21 protein-coding genes are annotated in these 18,166 nt (G+C 62.8%); 5 read left to right on the top strand and 16 right to left on the bottom strand.

Going from position 1 to position 18,166, the window contains the following annotated elements; genetic code table 11:
* Positions 1-68: 68 nt before the first annotated feature.
* From C8K44_RS07410 to C8K44_RS07365, 10 genes are all read right to left on the bottom strand, one after another.
* On the bottom strand, positions 69-3,212 hold the full coding sequence (locus C8K44_RS07410) for an efflux RND transporter permease subunit (protein ID WP_109575144.1): 3,144 nt from the start codon (positions 3,210-3,212) through the stop codon (positions 69-71).
* Between the two features lie 121 nt (positions 3,213-3,333).
* Positions 3,334-4,479, bottom strand: a complete 1,146-nt coding sequence (locus tag C8K44_RS07405) for an efflux RND transporter periplasmic adaptor subunit (protein ID WP_109575143.1) — start codon at positions 4,477-4,479, stop codon at positions 3,334-3,336.
* 57 nt (positions 4,480-4,536) lie between these two features.
* Positions 4,537-5,142, bottom strand: coding sequence for a TetR family transcriptional regulator (locus tag C8K44_RS07400; protein ID WP_109575142.1), 606 nt, complete (start codon positions 5,140-5,142; stop codon positions 4,537-4,539).
* A gap of 141 nt (positions 5,143-5,283) precedes the next feature.
* Positions 5,284-7,017, bottom strand: a complete 1,734-nt coding sequence (locus tag C8K44_RS07395) for a cation:proton antiporter (protein ID WP_109575141.1) — start codon at positions 7,015-7,017, stop codon at positions 5,284-5,286.
* A gap of 152 nt (positions 7,018-7,169) precedes the next feature.
* Entirely contained in the window at positions 7,170-7,691 is a 522-nt protein-coding gene (locus C8K44_RS07390; RefSeq protein ID WP_109575140.1) for a GNAT family N-acetyltransferase, read from the bottom strand.
* Between the two features lie 6 nt (positions 7,692-7,697).
* Positions 7,698-8,255 carry an XRE family transcriptional regulator gene (locus C8K44_RS07385; protein ID WP_245417408.1) on the bottom strand — a complete coding sequence of 186 codons (558 nt, stop codon included), beginning with the start codon at positions 8,253-8,255 and terminating at the stop codon, positions 7,698-7,700.
* 90 nt (positions 8,256-8,345) lie between these two features.
* Complete coding sequence (locus tag C8K44_RS07380) at positions 8,346-9,017, bottom strand: methyltransferase (protein WP_109575138.1); 672 nt, start codon at positions 9,015-9,017, stop codon at positions 8,346-8,348.
* A 176-nt stretch (positions 9,018-9,193) separates the two neighbouring features.
* Positions 9,194-9,487 (bottom strand): GYD domain-containing protein, encoded by a 294-nt coding sequence (locus C8K44_RS07375; protein WP_109575137.1) that lies wholly within the window; start codon positions 9,485-9,487, stop codon positions 9,194-9,196.
* Positions 9,488-9,630: 143 nt separating this feature from the next.
* On the bottom strand, positions 9,631-10,203 hold the full coding sequence (gfa, locus tag C8K44_RS07370; protein ID WP_109575136.1) for an S-(hydroxymethyl)glutathione synthase: 573 nt from the start codon (positions 10,201-10,203) through the stop codon (positions 9,631-9,633).
* A 158-nt stretch (positions 10,204-10,361) separates the two neighbouring features.
* Positions 10,362-10,745 carry a GFA family protein gene (locus C8K44_RS07365; protein WP_109575135.1) on the bottom strand — a complete coding sequence of 128 codons (384 nt, stop codon included), beginning with the start codon at positions 10,743-10,745 and terminating at the stop codon, positions 10,362-10,364.
* Positions 10,746-10,900: 155 nt separating this feature from the next.
* Here C8K44_RS07365 and C8K44_RS07360 point away from each other — a divergent pair, with 155 nt between their 5' ends.
* Positions 10,901-12,532 (top strand): ABC-F family ATP-binding cassette domain-containing protein, encoded by a 1,632-nt coding sequence (locus C8K44_RS07360; protein WP_109575134.1) that lies wholly within the window; start codon positions 10,901-10,903, stop codon positions 12,530-12,532.
* Positions 12,533-12,573: 41 nt separating this feature from the next.
* The gene (locus C8K44_RS07355; protein ID WP_109575133.1) at positions 12,574-13,188 is read left to right on the top strand and encodes a hypothetical protein; all 615 of its coding nucleotides are present in this window, start codon (positions 12,574-12,576) and stop codon (positions 13,186-13,188) included.
* 3 nt (positions 13,189-13,191) lie between these two features.
* Here C8K44_RS07355 and C8K44_RS07350 read toward each other — a convergent pair whose 3' ends face one another.
* Both C8K44_RS07350 and C8K44_RS07345 read right to left on the bottom strand, forming a co-directional pair.
* Positions 13,192-13,890, bottom strand: a complete 699-nt coding sequence (locus tag C8K44_RS07350; protein ID WP_109575132.1) for an aspartate/glutamate racemase family protein — start codon at positions 13,888-13,890, stop codon at positions 13,192-13,194.
* A gap of 74 nt (positions 13,891-13,964) precedes the next feature.
* A complete protein-coding gene (locus C8K44_RS07345; RefSeq protein ID WP_109575131.1) occupies positions 13,965-14,876 on the bottom strand; it encodes a LysR substrate-binding domain-containing protein in 912 nt (303 codons plus the stop codon).
* Between the two features lie 106 nt (positions 14,877-14,982).
* Between C8K44_RS07345 and C8K44_RS07340 the strand changes: the two genes are divergently transcribed.
* From C8K44_RS07340 to C8K44_RS07330, 3 genes are all read left to right on the top strand, one after another.
* A complete protein-coding gene (locus C8K44_RS07340) occupies positions 14,983-15,165 on the top strand; it encodes a hypothetical protein (RefSeq protein WP_109575130.1) in 183 nt (60 codons plus the stop codon).
* Between the two features lie 153 nt (positions 15,166-15,318).
* Positions 15,319-16,086 carry a transporter gene (locus tag C8K44_RS07335; RefSeq protein ID WP_245417407.1) on the top strand — a complete coding sequence of 256 codons (768 nt, stop codon included), beginning with the start codon at positions 15,319-15,321 and terminating at the stop codon, positions 16,084-16,086.
* A gap of 72 nt (positions 16,087-16,158) precedes the next feature.
* The gene (locus C8K44_RS07330) at positions 16,159-16,554 is read left to right on the top strand and encodes a DUF1801 domain-containing protein (RefSeq protein ID WP_109575129.1); all 396 of its coding nucleotides are present in this window, start codon (positions 16,159-16,161) and stop codon (positions 16,552-16,554) included.
* Between the two features lie 20 nt (positions 16,555-16,574).
* Here the strand turns inward: C8K44_RS07330 and C8K44_RS07325 are convergent, their stop codons facing one another.
* The 4 genes from C8K44_RS07325 to C8K44_RS07310 are packed head-to-tail and all read right to left on the bottom strand — an operon-like array spanning position 16,575 to position 17,998.
* On the bottom strand, positions 16,575-16,997 hold the full coding sequence (locus C8K44_RS07325; protein WP_109575128.1) for a DUF1801 domain-containing protein: 423 nt from the start codon (positions 16,995-16,997) through the stop codon (positions 16,575-16,577).
* The gene (locus C8K44_RS07320) at positions 16,997-17,221 is read right to left on the bottom strand and encodes a hypothetical protein (protein WP_109575127.1); all 225 of its coding nucleotides are present in this window, start codon (positions 17,219-17,221) and stop codon (positions 16,997-16,999) included. The genes C8K44_RS07325 and C8K44_RS07320 overlap by 1 nt, the downstream gene beginning before the upstream one ends.
* Before the next feature lie 46 nt (positions 17,222-17,267).
* Positions 17,268-17,678, bottom strand: coding sequence for an SRPBCC domain-containing protein (locus C8K44_RS07315; protein ID WP_109575126.1), 411 nt, complete (start codon positions 17,676-17,678; stop codon positions 17,268-17,270).
* Entirely contained in the window at positions 17,675-17,998 is a 324-nt protein-coding gene (locus C8K44_RS07310; RefSeq protein ID WP_109575125.1) for a metalloregulator ArsR/SmtB family transcription factor, read from the bottom strand. Before C8K44_RS07310 ends, C8K44_RS07315 begins: the two co-directional genes overlap by 4 nt.
* Between the last annotated feature and the right edge of the window lie 168 nt (positions 17,999-18,166).

Below are 18,166 nucleotides of genomic sequence, written 5' to 3'. Positions count from 1 at the left end.
CCCCTCACGCTTCATCGCCAATACGCAATAGAATAGGCGCGCGATTTTCTCGCGCACCTATTAATTGCCTACTCAGCAGCCAAGGCCGGACGGGGCGCGATCTCGGTGACGTTGCCGTGGTCCGCGCTTTCTGGTTCGGCCACCCTCTTCTTCGGCTCCTTGCCGAAGAAGAGCGCGTAGCCAGCCGGCAGCACAAGGATCGTCAGCACGGTCGCCACCAGGATGCCGCCCATCATGGCATAGGCGAGCGGGCCCCAGAACACGCCGCGCGAGATCGGGATCAGCGCCAGTACCGCCGTCATCGCCGTCAACACGATCGGCCGGAAGCGGCGCACCGCAGCCCCCACGATCGCTTCGTATCGCTCCATGCCCGCCGCGATGTCCTGGTCGATCTGGTCGACCAGGATGATCGAGTTGCGGATGATGATGCCGAGCAGCGCGATGACGCCGAGGATCGCGACGAAACCGAAGGGCGCGCCCGATATCAGCAAGGCTGCCGCCGCCCCGATGATGCCGAGCGGTCCGGTCGCCAGCACCAGCATCGACTTGCCGAAGTGCTGGAGCTGAACCATCAGCAGGAGAACGATGACCAGCAGCATGATCGGCGCCTTGGCGGCGATCGAAGCCTGGCTTTCGGCCGCATCCTCCGCACCGCCCTGAATCTCGACCTTGTAGCCCGGAGCAAGGCCGTCGCGCAGCGGCTTGAGGTCGGCATACAGCTTCATCGCCACGTCGTTCGGCTGGATGCCGTCAGGCAGCGTCGCCCTGACCGTGATCGTGGGCAGGCGATCACGGCGCCATTCGATGCCCTGCTCCATCACAGGCACTACCTTGGCCACCTGCGACAGCGGCACGAAGCCACCGAAGTCGGTCGGAATGTAGACAGAGTTGACCGCCGACAGCAGGTGCCTGTTGGCCTCCGGCTCGCGAGCAACGATCGACACCGTTTCCTCGCCGTCGCGGAAATCGTCCAGCGGCGCACCCGACATGGTCGCCTGCAGCATCTGGCGGATGCGCTGCGAGGAAACGCCCAGCGCCCGCGCCCTGTCCTGATCGACGACCAGCTTCATCCCTGGCACCGGCTCGAGCCAGTCGTCGTGAATGGCGCCGAGTTCGGGGGTCGCGGCGAACTTCGCCTTCACCTCGTCGGCGATGCGCCTGACCTCGGCGCGGTCCGGACCCATCACGCGCAGCTGCACCGGCCAGCCGGTGGGCGGCCCGAGGAACAGGCGGTCGACCTTGCCGCGGATCGAAGGGAAATCCTCGGCCAGGATGGTGCGCAGCTTGACGATCAGCCTTTCGCGGGCCGGCTCGTCATTGGCCATGATCAGAAGCTGGGCGTAGTTGGGGTTGCGCAGCTGCTGGTCGAGCGGCAGGAAAAAGCGCGGCGCGCCCTCGCCGATATAGGTGGCGATGAACTTCTTGTCGGGATCGTCCATCATCTTTGCTTCCAGCGCCTCGGCCTGCTTTTCGACCTCCTTGATGCTGGTGCCTTCGGGCAGCCAAAGATCGACAAGGATTTCGGGCCGCGACGACTGCGGGAAGAAGTTCTGCGGGATGAACTGGAAGGCAAACAGGCTGCCGAAGAAAGTCACCAGCGTCATCACCAGCACGATGATGCGGTGGCGCACCGCCCAGCTCACCGTCGCGCGCAGGCGGCGGTAGAAATTGGTATCGAAGGCATCGTGGTGGCTGCCGGCATGCTTGCGCTGCTTGAGGATCACGTTGCCAAGCCAGGGCGTGAAATAGACCGCCACGAACCACGAGATCACCAGCGCGATGCCAACGACGTAGAACAGCGATCGTACGTACTCGCCCGCCGTCGAGGCCGCAAAGCCGACGGGGATGAAGCCTGCCGTGGTGATCAACGTACCGGTCAGCATCGGAAACGCCGTCGACGAATAGGCAAAGGATGCCGCGTCGACCTTGACGAGCCCTTCCTCGAGCTTCCGCTCCATCATCTCGACGACGATCATGGCGTCGTCCACCAGCAGCCCGAGCGCGATGATCAGCGCGCCAAGCGAGATGCGCTGCAGGTCGATGCCAAGCTGGTACATGACGGCGAAGGTCGCGGCCAGCACCAGCGGAATGGTGATCGCGATGACCATGCCCGAGCGCCAGCCGATCGACAGGAACGACACCACAAGCACGATCAGCAACGCCTCGACCAGCGCCTTCATGAACTCGCCGATGGCCTCCGTCACCACCTCGGGCTGGTTGGAAATCTGGTCGACCGACACGCCATAAGGCAGCGATTCCTCGAAACGCTTGTAGGTCTCCTCGACGGCATTGCCGACATCGGTGACCTTGAAGCCCTTGGCCATCACCACGCCGACCTGGACGCTGTCCTGGCCGTTGTAGCGGAACTTGCGCTGGTAAGGGTCTTCGAGGCCGGTCGTCACCGTGGCGATGTCGCCAAGCCGCGTGACCTGGGTGCCGGCGCGCAGGCGCAGCTCGCGAATGTCGGAGGCCTTGGAAAGGTCGCCCTCGACCGAGATGCGTACCGAATGCGTGCTGGTGTCGACAGCGCCAGCCGGGTCGATGTTGTTTTGCCCGGCGATGGTGGCGCGCACGTCGTTCAGCGTCAGCCCACGTTCGGCCAGCGCCTTGGAGGAGACGTCGATATAGATACGTTGCGGCTGGTCGCCGAGGATTACGGCCTTCTCGACGCCGGGCGTCGTCAGCAGCATGTCGCGCGCCTTGATGGCGATCTTCTTGAGTTCGGGATAGCTGTAGCCTTCGCCCGATATCGAATGCAGCGTGATGAACGTGTCGCCGAATTCGTCGTTGAAGAACGGGCCGATCAGGCCTTGCGGCAGCTCGCTCGATATATCGCCGACCTTCTTGCGCACCTGGTAGAAGGCGTCCTTCACCTGGGCGGTATCCGTATTGCCCTTGACCTGCACGGTGATGATGGCGCTGCCGGCGCGCGTGTAGGACTTCACCCAGTCGAGATGCGGCGTTTCCTGCAGCTTGCGCTCGATCTTGTTGACGACCTGGTCCTGCATCTCCTCGATCGAGGCGCCAGGCCAGACCGCCTGCACCACCATGACGCTGAAGGTGAAGTCCGGGTCCTCGCTCTGGCCCATGCGCATCAGGCCGAGCGCGCCGGTAATGATGATCAGCCCGAACAGGAAACGCGCGATGCTCGGATGCCCGATTGCCCAGCGCGACAGGTTGAAGGGCTGCTTGCTCTGGCTGGAATTATCCATGGCCGTGGTTCCACGCTGGCGCAAGGGTGCCGTCAGCGGCACCGAGACATGCGCAGGTTCAGGTTTTTCTACGGCGTCGCCAGCCCTATCGGCCGCCCGGCGCCTAGCGGGATTGTTGTCCTTAGCGGACCGCTGCTGTGGCCTCGTTCGCGGCCGAGCGCTGTTCAGCCGTCGGCAGCTTGACCTTCAGGTTCTCAGTCATGAACTGGGTGCCGGCGGCCACCACGATATCGCCGGGCTTCAGGCCGTCGGCGACCTCGACGCCGTCATCGGCGAAGCTTGCTACCTTGATGTCGCGCGCATGCACCGTTTGCCGGTCGTTGTCGACTACCCACACGATCTGCTTGCCGTCTTGCTTGGCGAGAGAGCTGAGAGGGATCGAAACGAATGCCTTGCCGTTGTTGACCGACGCCTCGATGGTCGCGGTCATGCCAAGCAGCACGCGTGAGTCATCAGGCAGGCTGACGCGCACGGAAAAGGTCCGCGACAGCTGGTCGGCGCTGCCGGCGACCTCGCGCACCTTGCCGTCCAGCACGAGCTTGTCGTCCGACCAGAAGCTGACCTTGACCGCCTTGCCGGGCGTGAACTGGGCGATTTCCAGCTCGGGCACCGCAATCTGCACTTCCTTTTCGCCGTCGACGGCAACGCTGACCACCGGGGTGCCAGAGCCGACGACCTGGCCGGTGTCGGCGTTGACGGCGGTCACGATGCCATTCTGGTCGGCGCGCAGTTCGGCATAGCCGACCTGGTTCTTCGCCTGCTTGAGCGACGAAGCCGCCGCGTCGCGCAATGAAACGGCCTGCTTGTAGCTCAGTGCCGCCTGCTCGCGCTGGGCTTCGGAGGCGAATTTCCGGTCAAACAGCTGTTGGGCACGCTGATCGACGAGATGGGCCGTCTCGACCTGCTTGTCCGCCGCTTCGAGATTGGCCGCGGCACTGCTCACCGCAAGCTGGTAGTCGGTCGGGTCGATGCGGGCCAGAAGATCGCCAGCCTTCACCTTGTCGCCGATGTTGACAACCCGTTCGGTCATCTTGCCGGCAACGCGGAAACCGAGGTTCATCTCGGTACGGGCCTTTACCCCTCCCGAATAGTTAAGCTCGCGGGTCGTGCCGGCGTTGGCGATCTCCACCACCTTGACCGGCCGCACCAAGGCGGCAGTTTCCGTCTTGGCTTCAGAGCAGGCGGAAACGCCAATGCCGATCAACGACACCAGTGCCAGGCTGGCGAGAGGGCGCAGTTTCGGATTGAAGGTCTTGAACGAATTCATCGTTCGCACTCCTGATTGTCTAGCGGGATGTGGGATGACGGCCCGGAAGCCGCCCTGCTATTTCAGCGCCCTGAGGGCGTATTCCGTAAGTTCTTCGAACGTCGCGCGGTTAGGCTTGTTGACGCACTGCGACACCATCTGCGGGTGGCACAGCGTTGCAGTCGCCGCGCCAAAGCATCGCGCGGCGATCTGCGGATCCTGCTTGGAAAATTCGCCCGACTCGATGCCCTCGCGGATGACTTCCGCCATCAGGTCGTGCAGCCGGTCGATATGCTTTTCGATGACATGCCAGTCACGCTCCAGCGCGACGATGACCATCTCGTGTACCTTTTCCTGGTCGAGCATCGTCTCGACGGTCAGGCGGTGCTGGGCGTGAATGAAGCGGCGCAGGCGCTCGGTGGCGCTGCCCTCGGACCGCAATATCTCGCAGGCCATCTGGTAGACGAAGCCTAGCATGCGGCCGCAGATCGCCTGGTGGATTTCGACCTTGGAGGCGAAGAAGCGGTAGATGTTGGCCGGCGACATGCCGAGATCGCGGGCGATGTCGGCCACGTTGGTCTTGGCATAGCCGTAGTGACGGAAAAGCCGGTCGGCTGAATCGAGAATGCGCCCGACAGTCTCCTGTCGCGCCAGATCAACGGGGTTTTCGGCTACATCGTTCATTTCGGGTCGCTCGATTTACGACTGACGATTTTTAAATTTCGTCATTCGTAAAACGTAAATCGCCCGTCGTCAATCCACCGCGCTGCAAAAACTGACATATGCTGCCACCGGCTGCTACCACCGGCCAGGCGTGCCGCCAGCCTAGTTCGTGCCGGCACGCTGGTATTCGACGCTGCGCTCGCTTGCGATGCGATCCTCCAGAACCTCGCTGGAATAGCCGAACTCGGACAGCGCCCTGCCAGCCAGCTGCAGCCCGGCCTCGATTGCATCCGGGATCACGAATTCGGCGCCGGCGGCGTACAGTTCGCGGGCATGTTCGGCATCGCGCGCCCGTGCCAGCACCGGAATGTCGCCCCGCAACTGGCGCGCTGCCTTTACCATGGCCGCGGCGTCCTTGGGATCATCGACGGTGACAATGAGCATGCTCGCGCCGGCAAGACCCGCGTGGGTGAGGATCTCCGGGCGCGAGCCGTCGCCGAGGTAGATCTTGCGCCCCGCCTTGCGCTCGCGCGCAACGACCTCGGCATTGCGCTCCAGCGCCACGATGTCGGCTTCCTCGGCATCGAGAATTCGCGCAATCGTACGCCCGACCCGGCCGAAGCCGGCGATCACGACATGGCCGCCAAGGTCGGGATAGGATTCCGCCACGGCGTCGTTGGACGTCTTTTCTTCAAAACGGGCCGCCAGCGCTCGCCCGATCCGCGCCATCAGGGGCGTCGTCAGCATCGACAGCCCGGCAATGCCGGCGATCAGTGTCGGGGTGGCGGAATCGAACAACGCGACGGCCGTCGCAGTGGTCACCACCACGAAGGCGAATTCGCTCGCCGGTGCGAGCAGAAACGCGGTTTCGATTGCCAGTGCGGGTTTCAGGCCGAACGCGCGCAATGCAAAGGCCGCAATCGCCGCCTTGGCAGCCAGGAGCAGGACCAGACCGCCCAACACGATCGGCCAGGAACCCCAGATCGTGGTCAGGTCGAGGTTGAGACCGACCGTCATGAAGAACAGGCCGAGCAGCAAGCCCTTGAACGGCTCCAGGTCGACTTCGGCTTGATGCTTGAACTCTGTCTCGCCGAGCAGCAGGCCGGCCAGGAACGCGCCGAGCGCCATGGACAGCCCTGCCGAAGCGGTCAGAACCGCGCCGCCGATGATCACCAGTAGCGTCAGCCCCATCAAAAAGTCGCGGCCACCGGCGCGCGCAGCCAGGCGGAAGGCGTCCTTCAGCACGAAACGCCCAAACAGCAGGAGGAACGCGACAGCGATACCGCCCTGGATCAGCGCCTCCAGCAGCGCCGGAAAGAGATTCGCTTCCGGCCCCTGCGCCAGAAAGCCGATCAGGATGAGGATCGGCGCCACCAGCATGTCCTGAAACAGCAGCACCGCCAGCGCTGCGCGCCCCACTGGGCCAGTCGCCCGCCTTTCCTCGACCAGGGTCTGCATGACGACTGCCGTTGACGACAGCGCCAAAGCCAATCCGATCGCCAGCGCTACATGATGCTCCACGCCCATCAGCATGACGGCCAAGGTGATGGCCAATACGCTCACAAGCGCCTGCAGCCCGCCGGCCCCGAACACCAGTCCGCACAACGACTTCAGCTTTTCAAAGGACAACTCTGTGCCGAGCAGGAACAGCAAGAACAGCACGCCGAACTCGGCAAACGGCTCCGCCACCTTCGGGTCGGAAAAGGTCAGGTGCCCCAATAACGGCCAGTGTTCGGCCAGAGCTCCTATGCCGAAGGGGCCCAGCACCACCCCTGCGAGCAGGAAAGCCAGAACGCTTGGAACCCGCAACAACCTGAGCACGGGGGCCAGAACGCCGGCGGCAAATAGGAACACAAGGGCGTCATTGAGCCAGGTACCGTGTAATGCTCCGCCCATGAAGGCTCCTTGGCAAGCGGCGCCTTGCGCTCGCATGTCGGGGCCGGCTACCCGCCAGCGTTGATGGCACCGGCGTGATATAGACCGTCAGCGGCGGAAACGAAGAAAAATCTGGAGACCCGACGGAAATCGGCTTCAGGCTTTCGCCTGTCTTAAAGCGTCTTGTACATGATCGTCGTTGCATCGAGCCGGTCGCCGCCCATCGGATCGCGTGCGAAGCCAGGGATGACGCCGACAGTCTGGTAGCCCAGGGCGGCATAGAGCGGCTCGGCCTTGTCGCCGGTGCGCGTGTCCAGCGTGATCAGGCTGCGGCCTATCTCGCGCGCCAACCTCTCGAGTTCCGCCATCAGTTGCAGCCCGATGCCTTGGCGGCGGAAATCGGGATGGACAAGAAGCTTGTTGACCTCGGCGCGGTGCGGCTGGTTGGGCGGGGTATCGCGGTTCAGCTGCACCGAGCCGGCGATCCTGCCCTCGACCATGGCCACCAACACCAGCCGCGTCCCCTCTTCCACGCCTGGCAAAACCTTGGTGCTCCAGAACGCCTCGCTGTCGGCCTGCGAGTAGGGCAGCACGAAACTGATGCTCGCACCGTCATGGACACAAGCGTGCAGCAATCGGCCCAACTCTCCGAGATGGCTTGCGATGTCAGCGGCGGAGAAGATCGAAATGCTCATGATGCCTCACACAACAAAAAGAATGTATTTGGCGCCCGCCCGGGCGGACGTCTCAAAGGCGCTGGGACCAAACAACTGGTAGCGCAGGCAGTCACCGGGATTGAGGTCATGGGACTTGCCGTCGACGGTCACTGAAAGCGCGCCATCGAGCAAAATCAGATGATGTTCGAGGCCCGGCCGCGGCGGCGCGTCATAGGAAATGCGCGTGTCGGCATGGAGCTCGCATTCGAGTGCCTCGCCCGCCAGTGTCTGGGCCGGCGGCGAGATCGAACGCCTGCGAAAGCCGATTTCCGGGTCCGACCAGACCTCTTGGGCCCGTCGCCGCACCACAGGAGCGAACTCCCCTTCGACCATGTGCATCAGCCGCGACATTGTCAGCCCGTAGGCGGCACAAAGCTTTCCGAGCACGCTTGCGGTCGGGCTGACCTCTGCGTTCTCAAGCCGCGACAGCGTCGCCCGGCTCACCGCGCTGCGCCTGGCCAGTTCGTCCAGCGGCCAGCCGCGCTCCGCCCTGAGTGCCCTTAGCCGCTGGGCGATACGATTGTCGATTGTGTCGTTATGCAAATCCGCCATATCCATAATAGAGAAATATTCTCACATATGGGAATAAGTCAAGATCGCAACATTCACCTCTTCGGGATGGGCAAGCGTCGCTTATACGAACGAATACACAGCGCTCGGTTTTGTCGTGGCGGTACTGGCGGTGCCGACATCCGCCACAGCATGTTCGGCGACCAGCCGAAGCCGTACATGCGGCAGGTATGCCCGGCCGGGATCTCCAACCAGCACTTCGATGCCGGCCGACACACAGCGATCAAGGAAAGCGGTCACGCGGCTTGCCAGATCGGGCGCGTAAAACAGGTCGCCGACCAAGACCAGGTCGACTTCTGGCGGCGGACCGTTGGTCAGGTCGTCGCAAGCCGCCGTCAGGGCCACGTCATTCAGTGCCGCATTGAGCCCGATCGCGGCGATGCCGTTGCTGTCGATCTCCGCAGCCAGCACCGAGCGCGCGCCCGCCTTGGCCGCGGCGATGCCGACGAGCCCTGAACCCGCCCCAAGATCGAGCACGCGCCGCCCCCTCACCGTCTCCGGCCGGTCGAGTATGTGGCGGGCAAGCACGAGCCCGCCGGCCCATTGATAGGCCCAGTAGGGCGGCGGCGCGTCGTCGTTGGTGTCGTTTCCGGCAAGCTGTGCCAACCCGCTCGCGGGATGGGCGGTATAGAGCCGGACATCCGGCAGCGAGGGCACCGGTGTTATCAATAGATTGGCCGCGATGAACGCCGCCGGATCGGGGCGCGCGCTGCGCCTTGAAAGTTGGAAATTCAATGTCGGATCCTATGCAGCGTGCCGTCGCCGCACAATGGCTGACTTCGCGCGGCGCGCAAGCCCGCGCCGGCGGTGACATCAGACATCAGGGGCAAGGGAAGATCGGTCGTGAACGGGGTAGAAGCAGGAGACTGGTAATTCGAGCAAGCGGCTTCCACCCCGCATTGAGAAAGAGCTCAGCTCATCTTGCCCAGTATCTGGCGCATGTCGGCTGCGTCAAAGGCCTTGAGTGTCTGGTTCTTGACATTGCCGAGCGCTGAAATGGAAAGGCTGAGTGCAGTCGCCGTCAAGTCGTCGGGCGCTTCGACAATGCTGACCACATCATGCTTGCCAAGCGTCCACAACAAGGTGTGCACCTTGGCCCCGCCCTTCTCGGCCATGGCCCTGAATGCATCGGCTCGCTTGGTCGTGTCCCGTACGGACTTGACGCCTTGATCGGTGAAGTTCGTCAGGAAAACATAATATGCCATGCTGACCTCCCTCGATTGAGGAGGCGTGCGGGCGCATCAGCGTTGCCGCCGTTTCTCCCGCCGGCACCCTAGCACGGATCACCGTGCTTTGATGCAGGCGGGGCATAGGTCTTAGGAGCTAGAAATCGCTCGAACTCCTGGCGTCAGGACTTCAGCACGCCCGACTTCTTCGCTACCCAGGTGGCGATGTAATCCATTAAGCCAGGCGACAGGCAGTCGTAAGGTTCAAGGCCAAGTTCCCGCAGTCGGGCGCGCACGCCGTCCATCTCGGAGGGATCGATACCCGCTTCGATGATCGACGACACGAAAGCGGCAAAGCCGGGTTCCGCCCAGCCCGCTTCCTGGAAGCGCTCGGGATGAATGAAGTCGAGTCCCTTGAAAGCATGGTCGCGCTCGACCGGGCCATACATGTGCACGCCGCACCCCTTGCAGGCATGGCGCAGAATGAGAGCCGAAGGATCGACCACGGCAAGCTTGTCGCCGTTTTCCAGCACCGTGACGTTTTCATGCGCTGTGACGGCCACGACCGAAAACTTGGCACCCGCTGGCTTCCAGCACTTGGTGCAGCCGCAGGCATGGTTGTGCGCGACCTGCCCCTTGATTGCCACTTTCACCGGCCTGTCCGTGCAGGCGCAGACCAGAGTGCCGCCGCTGAAACTGGCGCTGCCGGGTTTGACCCCGCCATCGAGTGCCGGATGTATCGAAACTGAAGCCATGTCCTGTTCCTCCCTGATTTCGCGCCCGCCGGGCGCCTCTAATGGTATGCAACAAAGAACTCTGTGCGGCTGGTCCCATACGATACACCCAAGGTGCTGCGCGTCCACTTGGTCGAAATGAGGACCGCCGGCCAACGCCCTGCCACGCTCCCCCGCGCTTACCTGACGTCGATCCTCCACCAGTTCGGGCAGCCATCTTCGAATGAATGCGACAGCGGGCGCAGCTCCGCGTCCTCACCGGCATCGAAACTGCCGGTCACCAGGGCGACGGTGGGGTCATCGTCGATCGCCCCCAGCGTGCTGCCGCAGCGCGGGCAAAACGAGCGGCTCGAATAATCCGACGAGCGGTAGAGCGCTGGCGCTCCGCCTTCGCCAACCCATTCGACGGCGTCCCTTGGAAACTCGACCCAGCACAAGGTCGGTGCTCCGGAATGCCGCTGGCAAAATCTGCATGAGCAGCTGTGCGGATTGGCCGGCACGCCCGTCGCCCTGAACCTGATATTGCCGCACAGGCAACCGCCGAGATATTGCTTGGTTTCCATGCCATCCCCCTACTTCGAAATCACGGCAAACAATTGCCTTGAACAAGGCTCTCATAGAGCTTATTTGAAACCTGTTATCAATTCCGACAGGATATGTGCAGCAATGGATTTCAACTCGACAGCAACGCCAAGCCGTTTTGCCATCGAGGATATTCATGCCTGCTTCCGTTTCACTGTCCAATCTCACCTGGTCCACGCCTGACGGCCGGACGCTTTTTTCCGATCTCGACATCAGTTTCGACACCGGCCGCACCGGGCTTGTCGGGCGCAACGGCGTTGGCAAGTCGACGCTGCTGAAGCTGATTTCGGGCAGTCTGCCGGCGCAAGCCGGCACTGTATCGGTGAGCGGCAGCCTGGGCCTTCTGCGCCAGTCGGTCCGCCCTGCCGCCAATGAAACCATTGCCGACCTGTTTGGCGCCAGCGAAGGCCTTGAGCTGCTGCGCCGCGCCGAAGCTGGCCAGGCGGATGTCGCTGAGCTCGCCGACGCCGACTGGTCTCTGGAGACACGCGTCGCGTCCGCCCTCGCCCGGCTCGGCCTCGACATGCCTGCCGAAACGCCCCTGGCAATGCTTTCAGGCGGCCAGTGCACCCGCGCCGGCCTTGCCGCGCTGATCTTCAGTGAACCAGATTTCATCTTGCTCGACGAACCAACGAACAATCTCGACCGCGAAGGCAAAGCGGCTGTCCTGGCGCTTATGGCGAGCTGGCGAGCGGGTGCGATCGTTGTCAGCCATGACCGCGAACTGCTCGACACCATGGACACCATCGTCGAGCTGACCGCCCTGGGTGCCACGCGCCATGGCGGCAACTGGAGCCACTACCACGAGCGCAAGATGGCGGCGCTCGCAGCAGCCCGACTGGACTTGGCCGAAGCCGAGCGCCGCGCCGCGGACGTGGCGCGCAGTAGCCAGAAAGTTGCCGAACGCAAGGCACGCAAGGACAGCGCCGGCCACAAGAAGCGCGCCAAGGGCGACGCGCCGCGCATCCTGCTCGACCGACAGAAGAACCGCAGCGAAAATACTGCTGGCGACAACGCACGCCTGGCTGAACGCCGTCTCGCACAGGCCGCCGACGCCGCCGCTGCCGCCCGCGCGCAATTGGAGATCATCGAGCCGTTCACGGTCGTCCTGCCAACGACTGGCCTGCCGGCCAGCAAGCTCGTATTGCGCATTGAAGAAGCCAAAGCCGGCTATCACCAAGACCGGCCGATCATCGAGGACCTGTCGTTCGCCATAACGGGGCCGGAGCGTGTCGCCATCACCGGTGCCAACGGCTCGGGCAAGACCACCCTGCTCGCCCTAGTCTCGGGACAATTGCAGCCATGGTCAGGCAGCGTGCGGGTCATGGCAGATTTCGCCATGCTCGACCAGCAGGTCAGCCTCCTCGATCCTTCCGCCTCGATCCGCGACAATTTCCGTCGCATCAACCCCGACGCCGGTGAAAATGCCTGCCGCTCGGCCCTTGCGCGCTTCATGTTTCGCGCCGATGCCGCCCTGCAGATCGTTTCGAGCCTCAGCGGCGGCCAGTTGCTGCGCGCCGGCCTTGCCTGCGTTCTGGGCGGTACGAAGCCACCGCCGCTGCTCATCCTCGACGAGCCGACCAACCACCTCGACATCGATTCCATCGAGACGGTCGAGGCGGGATTGCGCGCCTATGACGGAGCGCTTCTTGTGGTCAGCCACGACGAAGCGTTCCTGAGGGGCATCGGCATTACCCATAGGCTTGAACTGTCGCCGCGGCAGTCATCTGCGGCGTATCAAAGCGAAAAGCCTTTCGCCATCAGCTGAATCCATGTCTACCTTTCGGGATCGGATATCGGAGACGGTACATGGCGAATTTCCTGAAAACGACGGTTGTCGGCGGCATCATATTCCTTTTGCCCGTCGTGCTGCTGTCGCTCCTTCTGAGCCACGCCTTGAAACTGGCGCATCAGTTCGTCGCGCCTCTCTCTCATAGCCTGCAGCTCGACCAGATGGGCGCCGTGGCTGGCTTCAGCGTCGTCACGACCGTGGCGGTAGCGGCATTGATTGTCGTTTCCTTCGCCGCGGGCATGATCGCGCGGACGGCCACGGGCACCCGGCTCTCGGTGTGGGTCGAGCAATCCCTGATCGGCGGCCTCCCCCCTTACCGGATGATAAGGACCATGGCCGAAGGGCTGATGCAGCTTGAGAATTCCGGAAGCCTGAAGCCGGCCCTGATCAACATCGAAGACGGCTGGCAGTTGGGCCATCTGGTCGAGGAAGTCGCCGAAGGCTGGGTCACCGTATTCCTGCCGCAGGCGCCGACGCCGCTGTCCGGCAACGTGATGTATCTGCCCGCCGACCGCGTTCGCCCGCTTGATATCACCATGGTTCAGGCAACGGCGATCGTGAAACGCATCGGCGCCGGTTCGGGCGACGCCCTGCGGCACGCGGACCTGACACTGCCCGCAAGCACGGCGTGAGGCTCAAGAAAGCGCCAACGCAACGGCCGCTTCGGCATGGATGGCGGTCGTATCGAATAGCGGCACGGCACTGTCTTCGGCACCGACCAGCAGCATGATCTCGGTGCAGCCCAGGATAATCGCCTCCGCTCCGCGCCTGACCAGCCGCGCGATCACTTCGCGATAGGCGTCGCGCGACGAAGCGTCGATGCGGCCCTGCACCAGTTCCTCGTAGATGATGCGATGCACCACCTGCCGGTCCTCGGCCTCGGGCACCAGCACCTCCAGTCCGTGACGCTCGATCAGCCGGCCCTTGTAGAAATCCTGTTCCATGGTGAAGGCAGTGCCGAGCAGCCCGATTCGCCGCAGGCCCGCCTCGCGTATCCGCTCGGCGGTCGGGTCGGCGATATGCAGCAACGGAATGTCGATTGCAGCATGCACCTCATCGGCCATGCGGTGCATGGTGTTGCTGCAGATGACGGCAAAGTCGGCCCCACCGCGCTCAAGCCGCCGCGCGGCGTCGATCATCTCGACGGTCGCCTCTTGCCAGCGATCGGCGCTTTGCAGCGCCTCGATCTCGGCGAAGTCGAACGACCACATGAGGCACCGTGCCGAATGCAAACCGCCGAGACGTTCGCGCACGAGCTCGTTGATGATCCTGTAGTATTCGGCCGAGCTTTCCCAGCTCAGGCCACCCAACAGGCCGATCACCTTCTGCGCCATGTGAGACCTCCTCCGACGGTTCGATTGCGATCACCGCTCTATCGCGCTCGACACTGAGGCCGCAAGGGTCCGGACTACCCAACCGTTCCGAGCGTTCGCTTGACCTCGGCCAGGATCCATTCGCGAAACACCCTGATCTTGGGAACGTTGCGCCGCTCCTCGGGATAGACCAGCCAGAAGCCGGAGCCGTCGGAGCCGACATGGTCAAATGGCTGGATCAGGGTGCCGTTTTCAAGTTCTTGCTTGTAGAAAATGGGGGTCAGCATCGCCACGCCGCGCCCGGCAATCGCTGCGATCGCCTCATAGGCCTGCGAACCCATGTTAGGCGCCTGGTGCGTTGGCAGTGCCTCGGTCGGCCATCCCGCACCTTCGAACCAGGCTCGCCACCAGCTGTCGCCAGGGTCAACCTGGGGCAGTTTCAGCAGGTCCGCCGGCTCCCTGACCCCGCCGATCGTCGCCGCAAGCTTCGGGCTCAGCATCGGAGCGAAGTCACTGGGCACCAGCAGATTGCCCACGAGCCCCTTCGGAAAGCGCCCGTAGTCCCTGCGGATGACGACGTCGACCTCCTCCGATTTGAAGTCGGTCTGCCGCGTCGTCGTCTCAAGCCGGACCGCCAGGTCAGGCTGCACCATCTGGAACGCGCCGAGATGGTGCGCGAGCCAGCTCGCGGCAAAGGTTGGCAGCGTGCTGACCACCAGCACCCCGCGCGCACCGCCGCGAGTCTCGCCCCACGCCTCGCCCAGCATCTCGAATGCCGCACTCACCTTGGGTGCAAGCGCCCTGCCCGCGTCGGTCAGCTCGGTCTGCTTGGGCCGCCTCAGAAACAGCGGCGTGCCGGCGCGCTCCTCCAACAGCTTGATCTGATAGCTGACCGCCGCCTGAGTCGTTCCGAGCTCCTCAGCGGCCTTGGTGAAGCTGCCGAGCCGCGCGGAGGCCTCGAACGCCCGGATCGCCGTGAGCGGCGGCAACTGATTGATCCTGTACATAAGATTTCCTTATGCCCACCTTTCGAGATTGAGTTGGATTCATAGCAAAAACAATACGTATATCGCGACACCACCTCAACAGAATTTGACCATCGGAATTTGGCAGATGAACGACACGAGCCGCCTTGCCGCCGTATTTGGCCCGCTCCAGACATGGTTTGCCCTGTTGGCGGCGAGCAATGGTCGCAGCCGCCGCCGCGCAATGTTCGACCCGCGCGACGTTTCCGACCACCTCAATCGCGACCTGGGCTATCTCGACGGCAGGGAGCCGCATGGCTCGGTCAGGTAGACGCCTGCTGGCCACAACGTCGCCAAAAATCTCCGCCCTTCCTTGACGGCTTTCGCCCCACGGGTGATGCTTGACAAAGGCGTGGCTCGGAGAGGTGATTGCATGTCGATCGTGGTGTCGAAATCGGCTGCGACTGGGGTCGCGGCTATAGTCTTGCCTGCACTCTTTCTGACAAGCACTGCCTTGGCTCAGGATGCGACGGATCTGGCCAAGAAACTGTCCAATCCCATCGCCTCGATGATCAGCGTGCCTTTCCAGTTCAACTATGACAGCGGCTATGGTCCGAATGACGGCGACAAGGCCTATGTCAACATCCAGCCCGTCATCCCGTTCTCGCTGAACGACAATTGGAACATCATCTCGCGCACGATCCTGCCGGTCGCCTGGCAGAACGACATTGCCGGGGATTCGGGCAGCCAGTTCGGCCTGGGCGATATCACACAGAGCCTGTTCTTCTCGCCAAAGGCTCCCGGCCCCAGCGGCATCATCTGGGGTGCCGGCCCGGTCTTTTTGATACCTACGGCAACCGACGATCTGCTGGGGGGTGAAAAATGGGGCGCGGGCCCAACCGGTGTGCTGCTGAAACAGTCCGGCCCCTGGACCGTAGGCGTATTGGCGAACCACATCTGGTCCTTCGCTGGTGACGGCGACCGTAGCAGCATCAATTCGACCTTCCTGCAGCCCTTCGTCTCGTACACCACCAAGGACGCATGGACGTTCGCGCTCAACACCGAGAGCACCTACAACTGGGAGGCCTCGCAGTGGTCGGTTCCGATCAATTTCACCGTCTCAAAGCTCATCGTCCTCGACAAGCAGCCGATCAGCCTGATGGCTGGCGTACGCTACTGGGCCGAGTCTCCTGACAGCGGCCCAGACGGCTTTGGCTTCCGCACCGCCGTGACATTCCTGTTTCCGAAGTGATTTGCGAAGCGGCCCTCACCTGAGGTGCAGCTTCGCCATCGGCCGCGCGGAGCCGAAGGAGTTGCAATCGTCATGAACAAGAGCGCAACGACCGAGGCCGCTGACCCATCCTTGCTGATCGACGCGAGGATCAAGGATTTGGACGACTGGAGAGGCAAGACGCTCGCCCGTGTCCGCGCGCTCATCAGGCAGGCCGTTCCTGAAGTCGTCGAGGAATGGAAGTGGCGAGGTGTTCCGGTATGGTCTGACCACGGAATCATCTGCACCGGCGAAACATACAAAAGCGTTGTGAAGCTGACTTTCGCCAAGGGCGCTTCGCTGGAGGACCCTTCAGGCCTGTTCAACTCCAGCCTAGAAGGCAACACACGACGCGCCATCGACCTCCATGAGAGCGACGAAGTGGATGAGCATGCCTTCAAGGCGCTTATAAAGTCAGCTGCGGCCCTGAACAGATCCAAGGCACGATGATCGAAGGCGCCGCGAGCGCCTCACATCTTTTCGCCAGGCAAGGTGCTTGCCTGCTTCACCCAGTCGGAGAACTGCCGCTCGTCGAATGGGCGGTCTTCGTAGATGTCGAGATAGCGGACATCCGCCTGCTTCGAGGTGCCGGGCGGGAGCGGCGAAAGGGACGCGCCCTTGAAGAACGCGACCTTGACGTATTTGGTGAGACAGTGGAACCCGAGGAACCAGAATCCCTGCTCTACCCCGTAAAATGGCGAATTCCACTTCACGGCCTTGGCGACACCTGGAACCGCTTCGGAGATTAGGGCGTCCAGGCGGCGTCCGACGCCAGATTTCCAGCCGGGCATGGCGTCGATGTAAGCCTGTACGACAGGGTCTCCATAACCCTTTGATATCTGTGGGTTACCACCAGCCAGGAGGATCGGCTTGGCAGAATCTTTTTCCGCCATCACGTGCGGCCCTCGTGAGCTGGCGTTCCGTCGCGTTGCCCGCTGAAGTAAGGCAGAACGAACATGTAGATCCCGGTCGGCAAAAGCACGGCGAGCGGAGGCAGCGGCAAATAGTAAAACCACTCCGGCAGTTCCATGAAGGTCATGCCGGCAAATATGGCCGATACGACCAAGGTGAAAACCAGGGACGCCCAGCGATGGACTTTCCGGATAACGAACGTCATTCCGACAACTCCCGAATTCGATTGATGGCCGCCTGGCGACACGCGCTCAGTCCAGCCCTGCTGCAACCTCGCCCAACCGGGTGATGAAGCGCGGCCATCCAACTGACGCGCCTTGGAAATACGACTTCTGCTGCGCCGTGAATCCATGCTGCTCCATCCGCAGGCTGGTTCCTGTATCGGTGGGGTCGAGCGTCCAGGTTACGACGCTGCGCAAATCCTTGGTGTCCCAACGGTAGGAGAGCGATCGGTTCGGCTCGACCGTCTCGACCTCGCAGTCGACCTGGCCCCAGTCGGCGGTAAGGGTGAAGCGGCGGCCCGCCTCGAGGCCGAAATCGTTGCTCATCAGCCATTCGGCGATCAAATGAGGTTGCGTGAGCGCGCGCCAGAGCTTTTCCGGTGGGTAGGGAAATTCGCGCTCGACGACAACAGAGCGCGTCGATTCCATAGCATCGGTCATTGGTCCATCCTCTTGAGCAGATTGTCGAGATCGTCGAAGCGGTCCTGCCAGAACCCGGTCATCTGGTCTGTCCAGTCGATCAGTGTCGTGAGGGCTTCGCGTCGCGCGCTGTAGTAGGTGTAGCGGCCCTCGTGCCGATCGCGCACGAGCCCCGCGGCTTTCAGTATCTTGAGATGCTTGGATACGACGGGCTGCGAGACGCCGGCATCGGCCAACAGCCCCGCGACGGTCGTATCCCCCTGGCGGCACAGTCGCTCGAAAAGCCCGCGTCGTGTGGGATCGGCAAGCGCCCGGAACACCGCGTCGTGAAGCTGGGACATAACTCATACCCGATTGACTATGTGTAGACGTATAGCCAATCGGGTATGAGTTCGTCAATGCGCAGTGACGAGACTAGGGCCAATCGACATTCAGGATTCCCGGCGGGATGGAAGCGTGATTCATAGGTTTCCGTGATTTGGCGGAGACCTGATGATGTCAGTGAAACG

This window comes from Aminobacter sp. AP02 (assembly GCF_003148805.1).
Classification (GTDB): Bacteria; Pseudomonadota; Alphaproteobacteria; order Rhizobiales; family Rhizobiaceae; genus Aminobacter.
This window is presented reverse-complemented; position numbering and strand designations above follow the sequence as displayed.

Bases quoted from the DNA above. Each gene is read 5' to 3' on its own strand.
- C8K44_RS07410 (WP_109575144.1), bottom strand. From the start codon at position 3,212: ATGGATAATTCCAGCCAGAGCAAGCAGCCCTTCAACCTGTCGCGCTGG.
- C8K44_RS07405 (WP_109575143.1), bottom strand. From the start codon at position 4,479: ATGAATTCGTTCAAGACCTTCAATCCGAAACTGCGCCCTCTCGCCAGC.
- C8K44_RS07400 (WP_109575142.1), bottom strand. From the start codon at position 5,142: ATGAACGATGTAGCCGAAAACCCCGTTGATCTGGCGCGACAGGAGACT.
- C8K44_RS07395 (WP_109575141.1), bottom strand. From the start codon at position 7,017: ATGGGCGGAGCATTACACGGTACCTGGCTCAATGACGCCCTTGTGTTC.
- C8K44_RS07390 (WP_109575140.1), bottom strand. From the start codon at position 7,691: ATGAGCATTTCGATCTTCTCCGCCGCTGACATCGCAAGCCATCTCGGA.
- C8K44_RS07375 (WP_109575137.1), bottom strand. From the start codon at position 9,487: ATGGCATATTATGTTTTCCTGACGAACTTCACCGATCAAGGCGTCAAG.
- gfa (WP_109575136.1), bottom strand. From the start codon at position 10,203: ATGGCTTCAGTTTCGATACATCCGGCACTCGATGGCGGGGTCAAACCC.
- C8K44_RS07365 (WP_109575135.1), bottom strand. From the start codon at position 10,745: ATGGAAACCAAGCAATATCTCGGCGGTTGCCTGTGCGGCAATATCAGG.
- C8K44_RS07360 (WP_109575134.1), top strand. From the start codon at position 10,901: ATGCCTGCTTCCGTTTCACTGTCCAATCTCACCTGGTCCACGCCTGAC.
- C8K44_RS07355 (WP_109575133.1), top strand. From the start codon at position 12,574: ATGGCGAATTTCCTGAAAACGACGGTTGTCGGCGGCATCATATTCCTT.
- C8K44_RS07350 (WP_109575132.1), bottom strand. From the start codon at position 13,890: ATGGCGCAGAAGGTGATCGGCCTGTTGGGTGGCCTGAGCTGGGAAAGC.
- C8K44_RS07345 (WP_109575131.1), bottom strand. From the start codon at position 14,876: ATGTACAGGATCAATCAGTTGCCGCCGCTCACGGCGATCCGGGCGTTC.
- C8K44_RS07340 (WP_109575130.1), top strand. From the start codon at position 14,983: ATGAACGACACGAGCCGCCTTGCCGCCGTATTTGGCCCGCTCCAGACA.
- C8K44_RS07330 (WP_109575129.1), top strand. From the start codon at position 16,159: ATGAACAAGAGCGCAACGACCGAGGCCGCTGACCCATCCTTGCTGATC.
- C8K44_RS07325 (WP_109575128.1), bottom strand. From the start codon at position 16,997: ATGGCGGAAAAAGATTCTGCCAAGCCGATCCTCCTGGCTGGTGGTAAC.
- C8K44_RS07320 (WP_109575127.1), bottom strand. From the start codon at position 17,221: ATGACGTTCGTTATCCGGAAAGTCCATCGCTGGGCGTCCCTGGTTTTC.
- C8K44_RS07315 (WP_109575126.1), bottom strand. From the start codon at position 17,678: ATGACCGATGCTATGGAATCGACGCGCTCTGTTGTCGTCGAGCGCGAA.
- C8K44_RS07310 (WP_109575125.1), bottom strand. From the start codon at position 17,998: ATGTCCCAGCTTCACGACGCGGTGTTCCGGGCGCTTGCCGATCCCACA.